The organism is Pseudomonas sp. D47 (assembly GCF_045447305.1).
In the GTDB taxonomy this organism is placed as follows: Bacteria; Pseudomonadota; Gammaproteobacteria; order Pseudomonadales; family Pseudomonadaceae; genus Aquipseudomonas.
The window spans coordinates 79,448-99,167 of the sequence record NZ_JBJGXU010000003.1 but is presented as its reverse complement, the minus strand read 5'-3'; the positions used below and the strand labels follow the sequence as shown (position 1 = coordinate 99,167).

Below are 19,720 nucleotides of genomic sequence, written 5' to 3'. Positions count from 1 at the left end.
CACGTCACCTACACCATCAATTGATTTCCCCCAACGCGACCAAAGGTCGCACCCTTTCAGCAGTATCAGGGGCGTATCATTACGCCACTGCAACAGCCTATTTTTGACCCCGGTTGGCACGTACTGGCCGAGGCAAATCTCCACCGCCGTGGGATGCAATGATGAGCAACCAAATACCGGTACATGACGTTACCCCGCCTGCCAAAAACTCGAGCCAATCCGTCGACCTCTATGCGTCGCGAGAGAAGATCTACACCCGTGCCTTCACCGGCCTGTTCCGCAATTTACGCATGCTCGGTGGCGCTGGCTTGTTCCTGCTCTACTTCGGCACTGTGTGGCTGAACTGGGGTGGCCATCAGGCCGTGTGGTGGAACCTGCCGGAGCGTAAATTCTTTATTTTTGGCGCGACTTTCTGGCCCCAGGATTTCATTCTGCTGTCGGGCATTCTCATCGTCGCTGCCTTTGGCCTGTTCTTTATCACGGTGTACGCCGGGCGCGTATGGTGTGGCTATACCTGCCCACAAAGCGTGTGGACCTGGATCTTCATGTGGTGCGAAAAGGTCACCGAAGGCGACCGTAACCAGCGCATCAAGCTGGATAAAGCGCCGATGGGCGCGAATAAATTCCTGCGCAAATTCAGCAAGCACACGCTGTGGTTGTTGATCGGATTTGTCACCGGCATGACCTTCGTCGGTTACTTCTCGCCGATCCGTGAATTGGTGTTCGATTTCTTCACCGGCCAGGCCGATGGCTGGTCGTATTTCTGGGTCGGTTTTTTCACCCTCGCCACCTATGGCAACGCCGGCTGGCTGCGCGAACAGGTGTGCATCTACATGTGCCCGTATGCCCGATTCCAAAGCGTGATGTTCGACAAAGACACCTTGATCGTGTCCTACGACCCGCGCCGTGGTGAGGTGCGGGGCCCGCGCAAAAAAGGCATCGACTACAAGGCCCAAGGCCTGGGCGATTGCATCGATTGCACGATGTGCGTGCAGGTGTGCCCCACCGGTATCGACATCCGCGACGGCCTGCAAATCGAGTGCATTGGCTGCGCCGCGTGTATCGACGCCTGCGACAACATCATGGACAAGATGGACTACCCGCGCGGCCTGATCAGCTACACCACCGAGCACAACCTTTCCGGGCAGAAAACCCACAAGCTACGCCCGCGCCTGATCGGTTATGCGTTGGTGTTGCTGGCGATGATCAGCTTGTTGGCCGGCGCATTTTTCATGCGCTCACTGGTGGGCTTTGATGTGAGCAAGGACCGTGTGCTGTACCGCGAAAACGCCGAAGGCCGGATCGAAAACGTCTACAGCCTGAAGATCATGAACAAGGACCAGCGCGACCACACCTACGTGCTAGACGCCTCGGGCCTGCCGGACCTCAAGCTGCAAGGCCGTCGCGAGATCAAGGTCGCCGCCGGAGAAATCTTCAGCATGCCGGTGGAGCTTTCCAGCGCACCGGAACAATTACCGTCGAGCACCAACGAGGTGCAATTCATCCTCAGGGATGCCGACGACGACAGCGTCCACATTGAAGCCAAGAGCCGATTCATCGGCCCCCAGGTTCGTTAATAAAAAACTCCGTTAACTAGAGAGCACAACAATGCCCGCAGCCACTGCCGCAAGCCCTTGGTACAAACACCTCTGGCCCTGGATCATCATTGGGATCCTGGCCTGCTCGGTGACCTTGACCTTGTCCATGGTGACCATTGCAGTGAAGAACCCGGACAACCTGGTCAACGACAACTACTACGAGGCCGGCAAAGGTATCAACCGCTCTCTGGACCGCGAGCTGCTGGCCCAGACCCTGCAACTGCGCGCCAAGGTGCACCTGGACGAGTTGACCGGTGAAGTCGAATTGCACCTGACCGGCAACAGCAACCCGTCGACCCTGGAGCTGAACCTGATTTCCCCGACCCAGCCAGAGAAGGATCGCAAGATCAACCTGGCCCGCAGTGACAGCGAACCCGGCCGCTACATCGGCCAGGTCACCGACAAAGTCGAAGGTCGGCGCTTCGTGGAACTGCTCGGTGTCGAGGGCGATAGAACCTGGCGCATGTTCGAAGAAGAACAGGTCAGCCACGACAAGGACTTGCTGCTGGGTGATGAGCCGTTGCAGGGCGCTGAAGACCTGAAGAATTAAACAGCCTGCGCTTAGATCGTTCCCACGCTCTGCGTGGGAATGCAGCCCGTGACGCTCTGCGTCACAACAGCGGACGCGGAGCGTCCAGCGAGGCGTTACCACGCAGAGCGTGGGAGCGATCATCGGACAGGCGACTAAGATCTATACCCATGAGCACCCCAACCCCCTGCTACCACTGCGCCCTGCCCGTGCCGCCCGGCAGCCGGTTTACCGCCGTAATCCTCGGCGAGCGCCGCGAACTCTGCTGCCCGGGTTGCCAGGCGGTGGCCGAGGCCATCGTGGCCGGTGGGCTGGAAAGCTATTACCAACACCGCAGCGAAGCCTCAGCCAACCCCGAGGCGCTGCCGGTGCAACTGGTCGATGAACTGGCGCTGTACGACCGCGCCGACGTGCAAAAACCCTTTGTGCGCCACGACGGCGACCTTGCCGAAACCACCCTGTTGATGGAAGGCATCAGTTGCGCCGCCTGTGGCTGGCTGATCGAGAAACACCTGCGCAGCCTGCCCGCCGTGGCCGAGGCGCGGCTGAACCTGTCCAACCACCGCCTGCACGTGCGCTGGGCCGACGGGCAATTGCCGTTGAGCCAGCTGCTCAGCGAGCTGCGCCACATCGGCTATGCCGCCCACCCTTACCAGGCGGATCGCGCCGCCGAGCAACTGGCTGGCGAGAACCGTCTGGCCCTGCGCCAACTGGGTGTGGCAGGGTTGCTGTGGTTCCAGGCGATGATGGCGACCATGGCCACTTGGCCGGAATTCAATGTCGACCTGAGCCCCGAGCTGCACGTGATCCTGCGCTGGGTGGCGATGTTTCTGACCACGCCCATCGTCTTCTACAGCTGTGCACCCTTCTTCAAAGGTGCCCTGCGTGACTTGCGCACGCGCCACCTGACCATGGATGTGTCGGTGTCCTTGGCGATTGGCGGCGCGTACCTGGCGGGCATTTGGACCGCCATCACCGGCGTCGGCGAGTTGTATTTCGACGCAGTGGGCATGTTCGCGCTGTTCCTGCTGGCCGGCCGCTACCTGGAGCGCCGAGCGCGGGAACGCACGGCCGCCGCCACCGCGCAGTTGGTCAACCTGTTACCCGCCTCGTGCCTGCGCCTCAAACAGGATGGCCAGAGCGAACGCATTCTGCTCAGCGAATTGGCCGTGGGTGACCGCGTATTGGTGCATCCCGGCGCGGTATTGCCTGCGGACGGGGTGATCCTCGATGGCCAGTCGAGCGTTGATGAATCGCTGCTCACCGGCGAGTACCTGCCGCAACCACGCCACGTGGGCGATGCGGTCACCGCCGGCACGCTCAATGTCGAAGGCGCGCTGACCGTCGAGGTGCGCGCCTTGGGCCATGACACACGCCTGTCCGCCATCGTGCGCCTGCTGGAACGCGCCCAGGCCGAGAAACCGCGCCTGGCGCAAATCGCCGACCGCGCCGCGCAGTGGTTCCTGTTGTGTTCGCTGATCGCCGCCGTATTGATCGGCCTGTTGTGGTGGGAGCTGGACGCGTCGCGGGCATTTTGGATTGTGCTGGCGATGCTGGTAGCGACCTGCCCGTGCGCGCTGTCCTTGGCCACGCCGACCGCCCTCACCGCCGCCACCGGCACCCTGCACACACTCGGGCTATTGCTGACCCGTGGCCATGTGCTGGAAGGCTTGAACCAGATCGATACGGTGATTTTCGACAAGACTGGCACGCTGACGGAAGGTCGCCTGGCGTTACGTGCGATCCGGCCCTTGAGCGCACTGAACAGCGATGAATGCCTGGGCCTCGCCGCCGCCCTCGAAAACCGCTCCGAACACCCGATTGCCCGCGCCTTCGGCCGAGCGCCGCTGGCGGCTGAAGAGGTTCTGAGTTTCCCCGGCCTGGGCCTGGAAGGCTGCGTGGGTGAGCGCCCGTTGCGTATCGGCCAGCCCGATTTTGTCTGCGAACTGAGCGGTTGCCCGATCCCCGCGTCACCGGACGAGGCCGGCCAATGGCTGCTGCTCGGCGACCGTAACGGCGCCCTCGCCTGGTTTGTGCTCGATGACCGCCTGCGCAGCGACGCGCCTGCCCTGCTGGCCGCGTGCAAGGCGCGGGGCTGGCGCACGTTGCTGCTGTCGGGGGACAGCTCGCCGATGGTCGCCAGTGTCGCCGCCGAATTGGGCATCGACGAAGCTCACGGCGGCCTGCGCCCCGACGACAAGCTGCAGGTGCTGCAACAACTGCACAAGGAAGGCCGCAAGGTGCTGATGCTCGGCGATGGCGTCAACGATGTGCCGGTGCTCGCCGCCGCCGATATCAGCGTGGCGATGGGTTCGGCCACCGACCTGGCAAAAACCAGCGCCGATGCCGTGCTGCTGTCCAACCGCCTCGACGCGCTGGTGCAGGCGTTTACCCTGGCGCGGCGCACGCGGCGGGTAATCATCGAAAACCTGCTGTGGGCCGGGCTGTACAATGGCCTTATGCTGCCGTTTGCGGCGCTCGGTTGGATCACCCCGATCTGGGCGGCGATCGGCATGTCCCTCAGCTCGTTGACCGTGGTGCTCAACGCCTTGCGCCTGACTCGCCTGCCGAGCGCGCCGGCTAAAAGCGCCACTTTAGTAAACCGCCCGTTGCCGGCTTGAGCCGCGCGGGCATGGAGTGCAGATGCCAGCTCTATACGTGATGATTCCGGCGGCGCTGCTGTTAGTGGGCGTGGCCATTTACATCTTCTTCTGGGCAGTGGACAGCGGCCAGTACGACGACCTCGACGGCCCTGCCCACAGCGTGCTGTTCGACGACCAGGACCCGAATCACTTGGCGGCTGTCGACGAAGCCAACGGGCCAGAGCAACCGCCCAAAGACCCGCCCCATGCTTGAACTGGCGCCGCTGCTGGTCTCCGCACTCATCCTCGGCCTGCTGGGCGGCGGCCACTGCCTGGGCATGTGCGGTGGGCTGATGGGCGCGCTGACCCTGGCGATCCCCAAGGAGCAACGCAGCCGCCGCTTTCGCCTGCTGCTGGCGTACAACCTGGGTCGCATCCTCAGCTATGCCGCTGCCGGGTTATTGATCGGCTTGGCCGGCTGGGCGGTGGCCAACAGCCCAGCGGCGATGTTCATGCGCGTGCTCGCCGGCTTGCTGCTGATCAGCATGGGCCTGTACCTGGCCGGCTGGTGGAGCGGGCTCACCCGTATCGAAAGCCTCGGGCGCGGCCTGTGGCGCTACATACAGCCCGTCGCCAACCGTTTGCTGCCGGTGTCCAGCCTGCCGCGCGCGTTACTGCTGGGCGCGCTGTGGGGCTGGCTGCCGTGCGGGTTGGTCTACAGCACGCTGCTGTGGGCCGCGAGCCAGGGGAATGCGTTGGACAGTGCATTGCTGATGCTGGCGTTTGGGCTGGGCACGTGGCCGGTGTTGCTGGCCACTGGGCTGGCAGCGGAGCGCGTTACGGCGTTGTTGCGCAAACGCAGTGTGCGCGTGGCCGGGGGACTGTTGGTGATCCTGTTCGGTATCTGGACGTTGCCAGGTCCACACCAGCACTGGCTAATGGGCCACTAAAAGGCCATGTGGCATAGCGCCGCTCCCCGTTGATGCAAATCAAGATGCCATACCCGCCACGCCCCTAGACTCGGCCCACTAGCCAATCCCGGGGACCGCCCGCATGCTCGACGCCATTCGTTGGGACACAGATCTTATTCACCGTTACGACTTGGCGGGGCCGCGCTACACGTCCTACCCCACCGCCGTACAATTCGACAGCCAGGTCGGCACTTTCGACCTGCTCCATGCCCTGCGCGACAGCCGCAAGGCCGTGCGCCCCTTGTCGCTGTATGTGCACGTGCCGTTCTGCGCGAACATTTGCTACTACTGCGCCTGCAACAAGGTCATCACCAAGGACCGTGGCCGCGCCCAGGCCTATCTGCAACGCCTGGAGCAGGAAATCCAGCTGGTAGCCTGCCACCTCGACCCGAAACAACCGGTGGAGCAGTTGCACTTCGGCGGTGGTACGCCGACCTTTCTCAGCCACGACGAACTGCGCCAGTTGATGGCAAGCCTGCGTCAGCATTTCAACTTACTCGACGATGACTCGGGCGACTACGGCATCGAGATCGACCCACGTGAAGCCGACTGGGCAACCATGGGCCTGCTGCGCGAGCTAGGCTTCAACCGCGTGAGCATCGGCCTGCAGGACCTCGACCCCGAGGTCCAGCGCGCGGTCAACCGCTTGCAAAGCCTGGAAGAAACCCGCGCAGTGATTGATGCGGCGCGCACCCTGCAATTTCGCTCGATCAACATCGACCTGATCTACGGCTTGCCCAAGCAAACGCCGATCAACTTCGCGCGCACCGTTGAAGAAGTGATCAACCTGCAACCGGATCGCTTGTCGGTATTTAACTACGCACACCTGCCGGAACGCTTCATGCCGCAGCGGCGCATCAACACCGACGACCTGCCCTCCCCGGCGGAAAAACTGTTGATGCTGCAAACCACCATCGAGCAGTTGACCCGCGCCGGCTATCGCTACATCGGCATGGACCATTTCGCCCTGCCGGATGATGAGCTGGCCATCGCCCAGGAAGAAGGCACGCTGCAACGCAACTTCCAGGGCTATACCACCCACGGGCATTGCGACTTGATTGGCCTGGGCGTGTCGGCGATCAGCCAGATCGGCGACCTGTACTGCCAGAACAGCAGCGACCTCAACCATTACCAGAACGCCTTGGCCGGCGCGCAACTGGCTACCAGCCGTGGCCTGGTGTGCACCACGGACGATCGGTTACGGCGTGAGGTCATTCAGCAGTTGATCTGCAATTTCAGCCTGAGATTCGAGCAGGTCGAACAGACTTTCAATATCGATTTTCGCGGCTATTTCGACGAACTATGGCCGCAACTGGAGACAATGGCCGCAGACGGGCTGATCGAACTGGACGCACAGGGCATTCGCGTACTGCCCGCCGGGCGCTTGTTGGTACGCTCGGTGTGCATGGTGTTCGATGCCTACCTGGAGCATCAGAACAGGCAGCGCTTCTCGCGGGTGATCTGAAGCAGTTACTTCATTGCCAGGCCGGCAGCCTTGACCGCATCAGCAGCGCTCATGTCTTTCATCGCCTTGGACAGGGACGCCTGGGCAGTGGTCAGCGCGCTCTGCAGCCCAGCCAAGGCAGTTTGCAGCCCGGCCACTTTGGCCTGGGCCTGCTCAGGGCTAAGACTTCTGTCAGCCATCACCGCAGCCATTTCGGCCTGCTTCTCAGCAATCTGTTTTCTGATCTCGCGAATCCTCTTCAGCAGATTTTTGAGGGTGTCAGACAGGCCGCTGTCGTCAATATCACTGTTAGACGTTTTTTCACCCGCTGCCGCTTTCATCGCCGCACCGGAAATGGTCACCGACACTGCAGGGTTGGAATCTTCAGCCGCAGGGTTAACCGCGTTGCTCTGAGCTGGCTCTTTTTTGGTCGTCTCGGGCAGCTTCTGAATCAAAGTGCGAGAGGCGAGTTCAGTACTAAGGGGAAGCATCTCTTGAACCTCCGAGTTCATGATCGATAGCTCCTTATCGACTATTTTCTCAAAATCTTTATACCCTGCTGCTTTTTTGTACACGCTGGCCTGATCGCCCCCCAGTGCGTTACCCTTACGTCTTATGTGTGTTTTCCCACAAGGATTTAAGAAATGTCCGAGCCAGCTAAACTGCGCGCTCACAGCCAGGTTCACTGCAAGGATTGCAGCCTGGCTCCCCTCTGCCTGCCACTTTCATTGAATTTGGAAGACATGGAAGCGCTGGACGACATCGTTAAACGCGGCCGCCCGCTGAAAAAAGGCGAGTTTCTGTTCCGCCAGGGCGACAAATTCGATTCCGTTTATGCAGTGCGTTCGGGGGCATTAAAGACGTTCAGCCTAAGCGACAGCGGCGAAGAGCAGATCACCGGCTTCCACCTGCCCAGCGAACTGGTTGGGCTGTCGGGCATGGACACTGAGATTCACCCGGTGTCGGCCCAAGCGCTGGAGACGACCTCGGTGTGCGAAATCCCCTTCGAGCGCCTGGATGAACTGGCCCTGCAATTGCCACAGTTGCGTCGCCAACTGATGCGCGTGATGAGCCGCGAAATTCGCGACGACCAGCAGATGATGCTGCTGTTGTCGAAGAAAACCGCCGACGAGCGCATCGCCACGTTCCTGGTCAACCTGTCGGCACGTTTCCGTGCCCGTGGGTTCTCGGCCAACCAGTTCCGCTTGAGCATGTCGCGCAATGAAATCGGTAATTACCTGGGCCTCGCGGTGGAAACCGTGTCCCGCGTATTCACCCGTTTTCAGCAGAACGAGCTGATTGCCGCCGAAGGCAAGGAAGTACACATCCTCGACCCGATCCAGCTGTGTGCGCTGGCCGGGGGCTCGCTGGAGGTCTGATCCAGACGCTTGCGGCCGCGCCAATCGGCGAGGCCGCAGGTATACTTCGAGTCCGTTTTCCGCTTCCAGGACTCTTCGACGATGACCTTCGATTCGTTCGACATCAAATCCCTGATCCGCCCTGTCATCGACTTCCCCAAGCCAGGGGTGATCTTTCGCGATATCACGCCGCTGTTCCAATCGCCGCGCGCCCTGCGCCTGGTCGCTGACAGTTTTGCCCAGCGTTATGTCGAAGCCGACTTCACCCATATCGGCGCGATGGATGCGCGTGGCTTCCTGATCGGTTCGATCATCGCCTACCAACTGAACAAACCGCTGATCCTGTTCCGCAAACAGGGCAAGTTGCCAGCTGACGTGCTAGCCGAGGGTTACCAGACCGAATACGGCGAAGCCTTCCTTGAAGTGCACGCCGACAGCTTGTGTGAAGGCGACTCGGTATTGATGTTCGATGACCTGATCGCCACGGGCGGCACCTTGATCGCCGCGGCTAATCTGGTGCGGCGCATGGGGGCGAAGATCTTCGAAGCGGCGGCAATTATCGATTTGCCGGAGCTGGGTGGCTCGCAGCGCCTGGAAGACATGGGGATTCCGACGTTTTGCCTGACGCAGTTTGCGCTGACTGAGCGTTAAAGGTTGTCTGTTAGGGCCTCATCGCGGGCAAGCCCGGCTCCCACATTGGAACGCGGCCACCTGTGGGAGCTGAGGTGCGACGATTCGACTTGCCTGCGATAGCGTTCGAAAGAGCACCACCGATCAAAGCCCCATCTGCTTACTGATGATTTCATTCATCACCTCACGCGTCCCGCCGCCGATGGAGAGGATGCGGTTGTCGCGGTACAGCCGCTCCACCAGACTGCCGCGCATATAGCCCTGGCCGCCGAGAATCTGCACGGCGTCGTAGGTCACGCGGTCAGCGGTGTCGGTGGCCAGGTTCTTGGCCATGGAAATTTCCTTGATCACACTCTTGCCGGCCGCCATCTTCGCCGCCTGGCGGTAGGTAAATTCCCGCGAGACCTCCACCGCAGTGGCCATTTCCGCCAACCGATGCTTGAGTACCTGAAATTTGCCGATGGGCTTGCCGAAGGCTTCCCGCTGGGCGGCCCACGTGAGGCTTTCCTCCAGCGCCAGCTGCGCGGTCATATTGGCCATCAACGCCAGGGCCAGGCGCTCGCTCTGGAAGTTGCCCATGATGCAGGCAAAGCCCATGTTCTCGACGCCGATCAGGTTGCCCACTGGCACCTTGCAATTATCGAAGAACAGTTCAGCCGTGTCCGACGCCCACCAGCCCATTTTCTTCAGCGGTTGGCCGACAGTAAAACCCGGCGTGTGTTTTTCGATGAGCAATAAGCTGATACCGCCAAAGCCCGGCCCGCCGGTGCGTACAGCCACGGTGTAGAAATCGGCACGGATGCCGCTGGTGATAAAGGTTTTACTGCCACTCACGCGGTAATGCTCACCGTCACGGGTGGCGCGGGTTTGCAGGTTGGCCACATCGGAGCCGCCACCGGGTTCGGTCACGGCCAGGGCGATGATCTTTTCGCCGGCCAAGACCTGGGGCGCAACACGCTCACGCACCTCGGGGCGCGCCCATTTGACGACCGGCGGCAGGCCGATATCCAGCGAACCCAGGCCGGCTACCACACCGCCGGAACCGCAGCGCATCAATTCTTCGCTGGCGGCGACCTTGGCGAACAGATCACCTTCATGGCTGCCGCCCAGGCTTTCGGGGTAACCGATGCCCAGGATCCCCGCCGCACCGGCCTTGAGGTACAGCTCACGGGGAAAGCTTTCGGCCTCCTCCCATTGCTCGATGCCCGGCAACATCTCGCGCTCGACAAAACGGCGCACGCTGTCGCGGACCAATTGGTGGCTGGGGTCGAAGTAGTCCTGATAGGCAGACATCGGCAAGCTCCACGGTGAGGTGGAGCGAACTTACCAAGCGCTTGCTTGGTTTTCAAGAGCTCACTTGCAACACAAAACCAATGTGGGAGCTGGCTTGCCTGCGATAGCGGCGTGTCAGGCGACATCACTGTCCCTGATCCACCGCCATCGCAGGCAAGCCAGCTCCCACATTTTGGACTGTGTTGTTCTTTAAAGCGCGATCGGTTTGCGACCCGCAAACGAATGCGCCAACGTCCCGCCATCCACCAACTCCAGCTCACCACCCAACGGCACGCCATGGGCGATACGCGAGGTAATCAAGCCTTTATTGCTCAGCAACTGGGCGATGTAATGCGCGGTTGCTTCACCTTCCACGGTCGGGTTGGTCGCCAGGATCACTTCGGTGAACGTGCCCTGTTCTTCGATACGCGCCACCAGTTGCGGAATGCCGATCGCCTCCGGCCCCAGGCCGTCCAGCGGCGACAGGTGCCCTTTGAGCACAAAGTAGCGCCCGCGATAACCCGTTTGCTCCACCGCGTACACATCCATCGGCCCTTCGACCACACACAGCAGCGTGTCATCGCGGCGTGTGTCAGCGCATTGCGGGCAAAGGTCTTCTTCGGTGAGGGTGCGGCACTGGCGGCAGTGGCCCACACCGGTCATGGCCTGGCTCAAGGCCTGGGCCAACCGTGTGCCGCCACTGCGATCACGCTCCAGCAGTTGCAGCGCCATGCGCTGGGCGGTTTTCTGGCCCACGCCTGGCAAGGTGCGCAGGGCGTCGATCAGTTGGCGAATCAGGGGGCTGAAGCTCATGAGCGAATGGTCCGACAAAACAACGAGACGCGGTTTATACCCGCGCCTCGGATTAGCGTCAAATGGTCAATCCTGCGCGACGCGTACCACCAACTTGCCGAAGTTGCGTCCCTCGAGCAAACCGATAAAGGCCTCGGGCGCCTGCTCCAGACCCTCGACCACGTCTTCGCGGAACTTGATCTTGCCATCGCGCACCCATGGCGCCATGGCGCTGAGGAATTCCGGCTGGCGATCGCCATAGTCGTCAAACACGATAAAGCCCTGGATGCGCACGCGCTTGGTCAGCAAGGTGCGTTGCAGCGCCGGCAAGCGGTCAGGCCCGCTGGGCGCTTCATGGGCGTTGTAGCCGGCGATCAAGCCGCACAGGGGCACCCGCGCCTTGGGGTTAAGCAGCGGCAGCACCGCGTCAAACACCTTGCCGCCGACGTTTTCGAAATAGATATCCACGCCTTCGAAGCACGCCAGGGCCAGCTCATTGGCGAAGTTGGCGCTCTTGTGATCGATGCAGGCGTCAAACCCCAGCTCGTCCACCACGTAGCGGCACTTGTCCGCGCCACCGGCGATCCCTACCACACGCAAGCCCTTGAGCTTGGCCACCTGACCCACCACTGAGCCCACTGCACCAGACGCCGCCGCGACCACCAGGGTTTCCCCGGCCTTGGGCTGGCCGATGTCCATCAGGCCCATGTACGCGGTCATGCCCGGCATACCCAGCACACCCAACGCCATCGACGGGCTGAGCAGGCCCTTGGGCACCGGCATCAGGTTGCGGCCATCGCAAATGCTGTGGCTTTGCCAGCCGGTGGAGCCGACCACCAGGTCGCCCACTGCAAATTTCGGAGACCGCGACTGCTCGACACGGCTGACAGAGCCACCGGTCATCACTTCGTCGATTTCCACCGGCGCGGCGTAGGACGGTGCGTCACTCATACGGCCGCGCATGTACGGGTCGAGGGACAAGTACAGCGTTTTCAAGAGGACCTGGCCGTCTGCCAGCTCCGGCAGATTCACACGCTCCAGGCGAAAGTTTTCCGGGGTCGGCGCACCTTGCGGGCGCGAGACCAGGACGATGCGCTGGTTGAGAATTGGTTCTTGAGGCATGAGGAGGCTCCTTTATCGAATCCATCGGTATAGGGTGCAGACCACGCTGACTCGACCGAGGTTCAGCTCGAGTGACGTACTGGGGGCGCTTCGCAGCCCAACGCGGGCGGTGCGCCGATTCGACAAGCCCGCTCGCCAGAGACAAAAATGCCAGGCGCGAGGCCTGGCATTTGAGTCTAGCTATTGGCAGCTGATCAGAACGGCAGCTTCATGCCCGGCGGCAGTTGCATGCCAGCGGTCACGCCGGACATTTTGTCCTGGCTGTTGGCTTCGATCTTGCGCACGGCATCGTTGACGGCCGCGGCGAACAGCGCTTCAAGCATTTCCAGGTCATCTTCGCTGGTGCCTGGCAACACGCTTGGGTCGATGCTCACGCGCTTGATGTCGTGACGGCCGGTCATCACCACGCTGACCATATCGCCACCGGCTTTACCGGTGACTTCGGCGTTGGCCAGTTCTTCCTGCATCTTGGCCATCTTTTCCTGCATCTGCTGTGCCTGCTTCATCAGGCCGGCCATGCCACCTTTCATCATGGGAATCACCTCAAAAGTACGTGGATCAAGTTAGTAGCCCGGTGTTATGACGCTGCCACCGGGGCTTCGACAGGTTCAATAGTATCGTGACGGACGACCGCACCGAACTGTTGCATCATTTGCTGGATAAGCGGATCCGCCTGGATCGAGTTCTCAGCATCACGCTGGCGGTTGATGCGTCGGCGTGACGCGGCCTGGGCCGGGGTTTCCTGCTCAGGCTTGATCAACTCGATGGCGACGGTCAGCGTGCGCTCATGGTACTGGTTCAGCGCGTCGTTGAGCCGGCGCTGCTGGGTCGCGTTGAACAGTGCGCTGTGAGCCGGGTCCAGGTGCAACAGCCAGTGGTCGCCTTCGATGGCGATCAAGGTGCAGTTGGCCGCGATGCTGCCGGTCATGCCGGAGATCGGCAGTTTCGGGAACAACTCCAGCCACTGCAACGCCAGGCCGGTGGCCGGGGCCGCAGCGGGTTCGGCTTCGGGCTCAGGCGCCGGTTCAGCGGTGTGCTCGCTGGCCAGGTCGTCCAGGTAGCTGTAGGCCGAATCTATGTCCGGCTCGATGTAGTCTTCGTCCAGCGGCGGCTCGTCGTCGAGGTCAATACCTGGGGTGGCGGCTTCGACTTGGGCAACGGTCGGCTCCGGCACTGGGGCGGACACCCACTCGGGCGCGGCGGGCACCACACTGTCCGGCGTCGGCGTTGGCATTGGCGTCAAGTCGGGCTGTTCACCGGCTGTCTCAAGCACCGGTTCAACGAAAGGCTGCAGTTCGGCTTCAGCCTCTACAGGCTCGTTCCACGGCAAATCGACCACCGCAGCCGGCTCGGGCTCGGGCTCGATCACCGGTTCCGGTGCGACCACAGGCGCGACAGCTACAGGCTCGGGCTCGGGCTCGGGCGGCTCAGGCTCAGGCGCAACCGGCGCAGGCGCAGCCACTACTGGCGCAACCACCGCCGCGCCAGCCACTGGTTTGGCGGAATCAACTGTGGCCTGGCTGATCCCCACTGGCTTTAGCGGCTGTCTCGGTGCGTCTGCCGTATCAGCCGGCCGGAACGCCAGCATTCGCAGCAGGACCATTTCAAAGCCACCGCGCGGGTCCGGTGCCAGGGGCAAGTCCCTGCGACCGATCAGGCCCATTTGGTAGTAGAACTGCACGTCTTCGGCCGGCAATGCCTGGGCCAACGCCAATACGCGATCGCGGTCGCCATGGCCGTTGTCGACACCCTCAGGCAAGGCCTGGGCGATGGCGACGCGGTGCAGCACATTGAGAATTTCCGAGAGCACGCCGTTCCAGTCCGGGCCTTGCTCCGACAAGTGGCGCACGGCCTCGAGCAACGCCTTGGCGTCGCCTTCGATCAGCGCGTGCAGCACGTCGAAGACTTGCCCGTGGTCGAGGGTGCCGAGCATGGCGCGCACATCGGCGGCCATGACCTTGCCTTCACCAAAGGCGATGGCTTGGTCGGTGAGGCTCATGGCATCGCGCATCGAACCATCGGCAGCGCGGCCGAGCAACCACAGGGCGTCGTCTTCGAACGGCACGTTCTCGACACCCAGCACGTGGGTCAAATGCTCGACCACACGCTCGGGGGTCATGTTTTTCAGGGAGAACTGCAGGCACCGCGACAAAATCGTTGCAGGAAGTTTCTGCGGATCAGTGGTGGCCAGGATGAATTTGACGTAGGGCGGCGGCTCTTCCAGGGTTTTCAACAAGGCGTTGAAGGAATGGCTGGAGAGCATGTGCACTTCGTCGATCAGGTAGACCTTGAAGCGGCCACGGCTCGGCGCGTACTGCACGTTGTCGAGCAGCTCGCGGGTGTCTTCGACCTTGGTGCGGCTGGCGGCGTCGATCTCGATCAGGTCGACGAAACGCCCTTCATCGATTTCCCGGCACACCGAACAGGTGCCGCAAGGCGTGGAGGTGATGCCGGTTTCACAGTTCAGGCATTTGGCGATGATGCGTGCAATGGTGGTCTTGCCCACCCCCCGAGTACCGGTGAACAGGTAGGCGTGGTGCAGCCGTTGGCTGTCCAAGGCATTGATCAGAGCCTTGAGCACATGGGTCTGGCCGACCATTTCGCGGAACGAGCGCGGACGCCATTTACGTGCAAGAACCTGATAACTCATCGAAAACCGTCGCAACTGGGAAGCGGAAGCCGGTAATGCTAGCGGAGCAAGGGGGAAATTGCATCCGGCACGCTCGTCTAATCTGACTAAGCTTGCCTGAATGGCCCCACAAAGGCCTGAACCCGGAGAGTGTATGCGCGTAGTCCTGGGCGCCTTATGGATGATTTCCCTTGCCAGCCTCGCGGCACCCGCGCCGTTGCGCTTCTCGGTTTCCGACAGCTGGGGGATGCCCATGGCCCAGATTGAGGACAACCGGCCGACCCAGGGCATTTTGTATGACGTGATGTTAAGCCTGGCCACTCAGGTCGAACGCCCGGCCGAGTTCCACGTCCTGGCCCGCGCGCGGATCGCCAATGCCATGGAGCACGGCGACATTGATGTGCGCTGTTATGTCGCCCAGGCCTGGGTCGACAACCTGTCCGGTGATTACACCTGGAGCGTGCCGCTGATGGTGCTGCGTAATGTGCTGGTCAGCGCTCGTGAGCAGCCAGTAGAGGTCACCTTGCTGGCCCCTCAGCCAATCGGCACCGTGCTCAATTACCACTACGCCGCCCTCGCCCCCCTCTTCGCCCAAGGCCAACTGACCCGCGACGACTCGCGCAGCGAAGAGCTGGTGCTGCACAAGCTGGTGGCCGGGCGTTTCGAATACGCGGTGATCAACGAATGGATATTGGACCGCTTCAACCTGAAGATGCCCCAGGATAAGCGGCTGCACAAGGTTGCAGTGATCGACGAGCAAAGCCTGGGCTGCATCGTGCGCAATGACCCGAACGTGCCGGTGCAGCGGATCTTGCGCACGCTGTTGCGGATGAAAATGTCCGGCGAAATCGATGACATCATCAAGCTTTACACCGGGGAAGATCCGCAACCCCTGCCGACTCCTGACAAGAACTGACAGCACCGCCTTATAGACTGGGCGCACTTAACCGCCTGTTCTCAAGGAGCCTGCATGAACACCGTCGCCCACTACTTCCTGCTGTATGTCGACAGCCCGGCCACCAGCGCCAACTTCTACAGCCGCCTGCTGGGCAAGCCGCCGGTGGAGCTCAACCCGACGTTTGCCCTGTTCATCCTCGACAACGGCGTGAAGCTGGGGCTGTGGTCGCGGCACACCGTGGAGCCGGCGGCGCAAATGACCGGCGGCGGTAGCGAAGTGGGCTTCTCACTGCCAGACCAGGCTGGTGTCGATGCGCTGCATGATCAATGGGCAGCATGCGGCGCGACGATTATTCAGTCACCGGCCCCTGTGGATTTCGGCTACACCTTTGTCGCCCAGGACCTCGACGGCCACCGGCTGCGCGCGTTCAGCCTGAGCGATTGACCGCCAACGGCCTTCCAGGCTGATGGCCGCGACGCTGGCCAGCACCATCACACCGCCGAGCATCACCTGCACGGCAATGTGCTCACCCAACAGTGTCGCAGCCATCACCATCGCCACTGGCGGAATCAGGTACATCGCCACCGATGCGCGGCTGACCTCGACATGCTTCAACACATACCCCCAGGCCACATACGCCAAGGCGCTGGGAAAGATACCGAGCACCAACACCGACAGGTTTTCCGGCAGCGGTGCCCGCGCTACGGCGGCTGGCAAGCCTGGCAGGTTCACACACAGCATCAGCGTGCCCGCCCACACCATGTAACACGCCATGGTCAGCGGGCTATAGCGATGGGCGTAGTGTTTCTGGATCACGAAGTACAGGCTCCACGACACTGCCGCCACCAGAATCAGCAGACCGCGCGGGTCCATATCCGCCACGCCATGATCGCCCCAGATCACCACCAACACGCCGAGCAGGCCCAGCAACACACAACCCCAACGCCAGGCACTGACCTGCTCCTTCAAGCAGAAAAACGCGATTAATACGCTGAACAGCGGCGCCGACTGCGCCAGCACACTCGACGCCGCCGCCGTCACCCACTGCTGCCCGTAATTGAGGCTGGTGTGGTGTAAAAAAACGCCGAAGAAACCCAGCACCAGTAGCCACGGCATGTCCCGCCAGCGCGGCCGGCCGATGCCCACCACCAAGGCCACGCCGCCCATGAATACCGACGCAATCAGAAACCGCAGCAGCGCCAGTTGGCCGGGGCTGTAGCTGTGCAAGCCCATGTGCACGCCAATCGGCGAATAGGCCCAACAGAGGATGACGCTGGCGATGACTAGCGTAAGCTTTACGGGTGACGGGGTATTCATCGACGGCGTCCGGCAACTGAGAAGGAATGCCGTCAGTCTTGGCCCGGGCACGGCGCAGGACAATTAAGCGTTTCTGACTTCTGAAATCACTGGAACTGAGCAATGGAACTGGCCCAACTGAAAATGGTGCGAGCCGTGGCGCAAACCGGCAGCGTGGCCCAGGCCGCCCTGCACTTGCATTGCGTGCCGTCCAACATCACCACGCGGATCAAGCAGTTGGAAAGTGAGTTGGGCACGCCGCTGTTTATTCGTGCGGGCCGCGGGCTGGTGATCAGTGCCGCCGGTGAGATCTTCCTGGATTATTGCGAACGCATCCTGGCGCTGGTGGACGAATCCAAACGCGCCGTGGACGCCAACGCCATTCCCCGTGGCACCTTGCGCATCGGCGCCGTCGAGTCCAGCGCCAGCGGCCGCCTGCCGCCGCTGCTGGCGGAATACCATCGGCGTTACCCGGACGTCTCGCTCGAACTGGTCACCGGCGCCTGGGCGCAACTGCTGGACGACTTGCAACATCACCGCCTCGACGTGGCGCTGGTGGCCTCGGGTGGCAAACGCGCCAAACTCGAACACAGCGTGGTCTACAGCGAACGCCTGGTGCTGATCGCCAGCGCGTCCAGTGCACCGATCAACAACGCCGAAGACCTGGCCGGGCGCACGTTGCTGGTCTGGCCGCCCGGCTGCCCCTATCGCGCGGCGCTGGAAAACTGGGTCAAGCCCCATGACTTCAAGCCAAGCATCGCCAGCTATGCCAGCTGGGGCACGATCATCGGCTGCGTCAGCGCCGGGATTGGCGTAGCGTTGGCGCCGGAAGGCATCCTGGCCCGCTATGAGCAGGCGAATCAGTTGGCATCTTATCGATTTGAGGAACTGCAGGCCGTGGATAACCTGCTGTTCTGGCACAAGGACACCCAGCGGCACTTGGCACGGGATGCGTTTGCCGGGCTGCTGCGCGAGACGTTTGGCTAACTCACGCAGCGAATTTCAGATATTCTCCCGCGAAATTAATTCAAAATGTAAGGGACTACCATGAATTACCTCCGCACGTTGATGGCGGCCGCCGCGCTGAGCCTGTCTGTCATACCCGCTTTGGCTGCCCCCACGCCTGTGCCCGAAGAAGCCAGCGCACCCGCCGAAACGGCCGAACACTTCCTCGCCTCTCTCAAGCAGAAGACCGGCACAGTCACGCTGCCCAGTGGCATTGCAACCCTCAAGCTCAACAATGAGTTCTACTACCTCGACCCCGCCGACACCGAGCGCTTGCTGACCGATGGTTGGGGTAACCCGCCCGGCTTCAAGACCTTGGGCATGATCGTGCCAAAAGCCGTCAGCCCGTTGTCGGAACGCGGCTGGGGTGTGATCGTCAGCTATAAGGCTGACGGGCACGTTTCCGACGAGGACGCGGCGAAAATCGACTACGCCGAACTGCTCCAGCAAATGCAGGAAGAAGACGAAGAAGACAACAAACAGCGCCAGAAACAAGGCTACGCGGGCCTGCACCTGCTCGGCTGGGCCGAGCCCCCGCGCTACGACGACACCACTCACAAGATGTATTGGGCACGCGAGCTTAAGGCCGACGACGCCCAGCAGACCACCCTCAACTACAGCATCCGCGTGCTGGGCCGTGAAGGCGTGTTGGAACTCAACGCCGTCGCCGCCATGGCCGACCTGGCCACCATCCAGCAGGAAATGCCCAAGGTCTTGGCCTTTACCAACTTTACCGATGGCAACCTGTACACGGACTTCAACCCGAAGACCGACAAACTTGCCACTTACGGTCTGGCGGCTTTGGTCGCGGGCGGGATAGCGGCCAAGGCCGGGTTGTTTGCCAAGATCGGCATATTCCTGCTGGCGGCGAAGAAGTTTCTGGTGATCGGCGTGGTGGCGCTGCTCGCTGTGATTCGCAAGCTGTTCAACCGCAACAAGGCCTGAACCCCGGATATAAAAACGCCGCAACGTGCATGACACGTTGCGGCGTAAAGGGTTGGCTCAGTTTTTTGGTGCAGACAAGCGACTGTATTGATCCTGGCTGATCCAGCCGGTAAACGTATGGTCCTTGGCATTGGTGAACTCAACCTGAGCCCAGCCATCCTTGAAGGCCAGCACCCCGACCACATCATCCTTGACGATGTACGGGTGTTTGCCCGCAGTCTCGCCAGGCTTTTCCAGCAGGGAGGCCTTTTCGGCAGTCACCGTCACCAGGCCGATCCATGGGTTGCTGGCGGTTTGAGTCAGGTCCAGGCCGTTGGCGATTTCCGGCATCAGCACGCTCAGGCAGCCCGGATGCTGACGGCCCTGCTCCACGGTCAGGATCACGCCGTCGGAGGAAGGCGCGACGCTGCCGGGGTAAGCCTCATCGAGCCAGGTGGTGAGCGCTTCGGGCGGGCCTTGCAGGTAGAACGCGCAGCTGCGAGTCACGCCCTCGCCCAGCTCTTCGGCGTAATAACCTTCGACCTGATGCTGCGGCGTGACCGCCAGCATCAACCCTTCGTACTTACCCGAGTGCAACGCGGTGGCGTCGGCAAACACGGGCGCCACGGCACATAACGACAACACACCAATCGCTAAAAAACGGGTCATC

Annotated in this window: 20 protein-coding genes; 12 read left to right on the top strand and 8 right to left on the bottom strand. The window is 61.8% G+C overall.

All coding sequences use genetic code 11. The annotated features are described in order from the left end of the window. Positions 1-161: 161 nt before the first annotated feature. From ccoG to hemN, 6 genes are all read left to right on the top strand, one after another. Positions 162-1,577 carry a cytochrome c oxidase accessory protein CcoG gene (gene ccoG, locus ACI77I_RS04305; RefSeq protein WP_242151798.1) on the top strand — a complete coding sequence of 472 codons (1,416 nt, stop codon included), beginning with the start codon at positions 162-164 and terminating at the stop codon, positions 1,575-1,577. Between the two features lie 31 nt (positions 1,578-1,608). Then, the gene (locus ACI77I_RS04300) at positions 1,609-2,148 is read left to right on the top strand and encodes a FixH family protein (RefSeq protein ID WP_094949606.1); all 540 of its coding nucleotides are present in this window, start codon (positions 1,609-1,611) and stop codon (positions 2,146-2,148) included. Between the two features lie 149 nt (positions 2,149-2,297). Beyond that, the gene (locus tag ACI77I_RS04295) at positions 2,298-4,748 is read left to right on the top strand and encodes a heavy metal translocating P-type ATPase (protein WP_406997014.1); all 2,451 of its coding nucleotides are present in this window, start codon (positions 2,298-2,300) and stop codon (positions 4,746-4,748) included. Positions 4,749-4,770: 22 nt separating this feature from the next. Then, positions 4,771-4,983, top strand: coding sequence for a cbb3-type cytochrome oxidase assembly protein CcoS (ccoS, locus tag ACI77I_RS04290; RefSeq protein ID WP_017735332.1), 213 nt, complete (start codon positions 4,771-4,773; stop codon positions 4,981-4,983). Beyond that, positions 4,976-5,659, top strand: a complete 684-nt coding sequence (locus ACI77I_RS04285; RefSeq protein WP_094949604.1) for a sulfite exporter TauE/SafE family protein — start codon at positions 4,976-4,978, stop codon at positions 5,657-5,659. The genes ccoS and ACI77I_RS04285 overlap by 8 nt, the downstream gene beginning before the upstream one ends. 103 nt (positions 5,660-5,762) lie before the next feature. Beyond that, a complete protein-coding gene (gene hemN / locus ACI77I_RS04280) occupies positions 5,763-7,145 on the top strand; it encodes an oxygen-independent coproporphyrinogen III oxidase (protein WP_242151809.1) in 1,383 nt (460 codons plus the stop codon). A gap of 5 nt (positions 7,146-7,150) precedes the next feature. Here hemN and ACI77I_RS04275 read toward each other — a convergent pair whose 3' ends face one another. Further along, entirely contained in the window at positions 7,151-7,615 is a 465-nt protein-coding gene (locus tag ACI77I_RS04275) for a hypothetical protein (RefSeq protein ID WP_406997055.1), read from the bottom strand. 153 nt (positions 7,616-7,768) lie between these two features. On the opposite strand from ACI77I_RS04275, the gene fnr reads away from it, so the two are divergent. Together fnr and ACI77I_RS04265 are read left to right on the top strand one after the other, a co-directional pair. Beyond that, entirely contained in the window at positions 7,769-8,503 is a 735-nt protein-coding gene (gene fnr / locus ACI77I_RS04270) for a fumarate/nitrate reduction transcriptional regulator Fnr (protein ID WP_242151813.1), read from the top strand. A gap of 81 nt (positions 8,504-8,584) precedes the next feature. Further along, complete coding sequence (locus ACI77I_RS04265) at positions 8,585-9,133, top strand: adenine phosphoribosyltransferase (RefSeq protein ID WP_046035975.1); 549 nt, start codon at positions 8,585-8,587, stop codon at positions 9,131-9,133. A gap of 123 nt (positions 9,134-9,256) precedes the next feature. Here the strand turns inward: ACI77I_RS04265 and ACI77I_RS04260 are convergent, their stop codons facing one another. The 5 genes from ACI77I_RS04260 to dnaX all read right to left on the bottom strand — a co-directional run bounded on the left by ACI77I_RS04260 (position 9,257) and on the right by dnaX (position 14,948). Continuing rightward, a complete protein-coding gene (locus ACI77I_RS04260) occupies positions 9,257-10,405 on the bottom strand; it encodes an acyl-CoA dehydrogenase family protein (protein WP_263273777.1) in 1,149 nt (382 codons plus the stop codon). A gap of 189 nt (positions 10,406-10,594) precedes the next feature. Continuing rightward, positions 10,595-11,197 carry a recombination mediator RecR gene (recR, locus tag ACI77I_RS04255; RefSeq protein WP_094949599.1) on the bottom strand — a complete coding sequence of 201 codons (603 nt, stop codon included), beginning with the start codon at positions 11,195-11,197 and terminating at the stop codon, positions 10,595-10,597. Positions 11,198-11,263: 66 nt separating this feature from the next. Continuing rightward, positions 11,264-12,298, bottom strand: coding sequence for an NADP-dependent oxidoreductase (locus tag ACI77I_RS04250; RefSeq protein ID WP_406997012.1), 1,035 nt, complete (start codon positions 12,296-12,298; stop codon positions 11,264-11,266). A gap of 194 nt (positions 12,299-12,492) precedes the next feature. Continuing rightward, on the bottom strand, positions 12,493-12,831 hold the full coding sequence (locus ACI77I_RS04245) for a YbaB/EbfC family nucleoid-associated protein (protein WP_094949597.1): 339 nt from the start codon (positions 12,829-12,831) through the stop codon (positions 12,493-12,495). A gap of 44 nt (positions 12,832-12,875) precedes the next feature. Beyond that, the gene (gene dnaX, locus ACI77I_RS04240; protein WP_406997011.1) at positions 12,876-14,948 is read right to left on the bottom strand and encodes a DNA polymerase III subunit gamma/tau; all 2,073 of its coding nucleotides are present in this window, start codon (positions 14,946-14,948) and stop codon (positions 12,876-12,878) included. A 133-nt stretch (positions 14,949-15,081) separates the two neighbouring features. Between dnaX and ACI77I_RS04235 the strand changes: the two genes are divergently transcribed. Both ACI77I_RS04235 and ACI77I_RS04230 read left to right on the top strand, forming a co-directional pair. Then, positions 15,082-15,843 (top strand): ABC transporter substrate-binding protein, encoded by a 762-nt coding sequence (locus ACI77I_RS04235; RefSeq protein WP_094949595.1) that lies wholly within the window; start codon positions 15,082-15,084, stop codon positions 15,841-15,843. 54 nt (positions 15,844-15,897) lie between these two features. Continuing rightward, complete coding sequence (locus ACI77I_RS04230) at positions 15,898-16,269, top strand: VOC family protein (protein ID WP_242151825.1); 372 nt, start codon at positions 15,898-15,900, stop codon at positions 16,267-16,269. Here the strand turns inward: ACI77I_RS04230 and ACI77I_RS04225 are convergent. After that, a complete protein-coding gene (locus tag ACI77I_RS04225) occupies positions 16,183-17,142 on the bottom strand; it encodes a DMT family transporter (RefSeq protein WP_242151828.1) in 960 nt (319 codons plus the stop codon). The two genes, ACI77I_RS04230 and ACI77I_RS04225, sit on opposite strands and share 87 nt — an antisense overlap. Before the next feature lie 102 nt (positions 17,143-17,244). Here ACI77I_RS04225 and ACI77I_RS04220 point away from each other — a divergent pair, with 102 nt between their 5' ends. Together ACI77I_RS04220 and ACI77I_RS04215 are read left to right on the top strand one after the other, a co-directional pair. Next, positions 17,245-18,108: a LysR family transcriptional regulator gene (locus ACI77I_RS04220; RefSeq protein ID WP_406990966.1), complete on the top strand. Its 864-nt coding sequence runs from the start codon at positions 17,245-17,247 to the stop codon at positions 18,106-18,108. 60 nt (positions 18,109-18,168) lie between these two features. Next, positions 18,169-19,071, top strand: coding sequence for a DUF2167 domain-containing protein (locus tag ACI77I_RS04215; RefSeq protein ID WP_406997010.1), 903 nt, complete (start codon positions 18,169-18,171; stop codon positions 19,069-19,071). Between the two features lie 57 nt (positions 19,072-19,128). Here the strand turns inward: ACI77I_RS04215 and ACI77I_RS04210 are convergent, their stop codons facing one another. Further along, entirely contained in the window at positions 19,129-19,719 is a 591-nt protein-coding gene (locus tag ACI77I_RS04210; RefSeq protein ID WP_406997009.1) for a hypothetical protein, read from the bottom strand. Between the last annotated feature and the right edge of the window lies 1 nt (position 19,720).

Coding starts and splice junctions, on each gene's coding strand:
- ACI77I_RS04225 (WP_242151828.1), bottom strand. CDS start 17,142: ATGAATACCCCGTCACCCGTAAAGCTTACGCTAGTCATCGCCAGCGTC.
- ACI77I_RS04300 (WP_094949606.1), top strand. CDS start 1,609: ATGCCCGCAGCCACTGCCGCAAGCCCTTGGTACAAACACCTCTGGCCC.
- ACI77I_RS04215 (WP_406997010.1), top strand. CDS start 18,169: ATGAATTACCTCCGCACGTTGATGGCGGCCGCCGCGCTGAGCCTGTCT.
- ACI77I_RS04285 (WP_094949604.1), top strand. CDS start 4,976: ATGCTTGAACTGGCGCCGCTGCTGGTCTCCGCACTCATCCTCGGCCTG.
- ACI77I_RS04235 (WP_094949595.1), top strand. CDS start 15,082: ATGCGCGTAGTCCTGGGCGCCTTATGGATGATTTCCCTTGCCAGCCTC.
- ACI77I_RS04265 (WP_046035975.1), top strand. CDS start 8,585: ATGACCTTCGATTCGTTCGACATCAAATCCCTGATCCGCCCTGTCATC.
- ACI77I_RS04230 (WP_242151825.1), top strand. CDS start 15,898: ATGAACACCGTCGCCCACTACTTCCTGCTGTATGTCGACAGCCCGGCC.
- ACI77I_RS04260 (WP_263273777.1), bottom strand. CDS start 10,405: ATGTCTGCCTATCAGGACTACTTCGACCCCAGCCACCAATTGGTCCGC.
- ACI77I_RS04250 (WP_406997012.1), bottom strand. CDS start 12,298: ATGCCTCAAGAACCAATTCTCAACCAGCGCATCGTCCTGGTCTCGCGC.
- ACI77I_RS04245 (WP_094949597.1), bottom strand. CDS start 12,831: ATGATGAAAGGTGGCATGGCCGGCCTGATGAAGCAGGCACAGCAGATG.
- hemN (WP_242151809.1), top strand. CDS start 5,763: ATGCTCGACGCCATTCGTTGGGACACAGATCTTATTCACCGTTACGAC.
- ACI77I_RS04295 (WP_406997014.1), top strand. CDS start 2,298: ATGAGCACCCCAACCCCCTGCTACCACTGCGCCCTGCCCGTGCCGCCC.
- ACI77I_RS04210 (WP_406997009.1), bottom strand. CDS start 19,719: ATGACCCGTTTTTTAGCGATTGGTGTGTTGTCGTTATGTGCCGTGGCG.
- ACI77I_RS04220 (WP_406990966.1), top strand. CDS start 17,245: ATGGAACTGGCCCAACTGAAAATGGTGCGAGCCGTGGCGCAAACCGGC.
- fnr (WP_242151813.1), top strand. CDS start 7,769: ATGTCCGAGCCAGCTAAACTGCGCGCTCACAGCCAGGTTCACTGCAAG.
- recR (WP_094949599.1), bottom strand. CDS start 11,197: ATGAGCTTCAGCCCCCTGATTCGCCAACTGATCGACGCCCTGCGCACC.
- ccoG (WP_242151798.1), top strand. CDS start 162: ATGAGCAACCAAATACCGGTACATGACGTTACCCCGCCTGCCAAAAAC.
- ccoS (WP_017735332.1), top strand. CDS start 4,771: ATGCCAGCTCTATACGTGATGATTCCGGCGGCGCTGCTGTTAGTGGGC.
- ACI77I_RS04275 (WP_406997055.1), bottom strand. CDS start 7,615: ATGCTTCCCCTTAGTACTGAACTCGCCTCTCGCACTTTGATTCAGAAG.
- dnaX (WP_406997011.1), bottom strand. CDS start 14,948: ATGAGTTATCAGGTTCTTGCACGTAAATGGCGTCCGCGCTCGTTCCGC.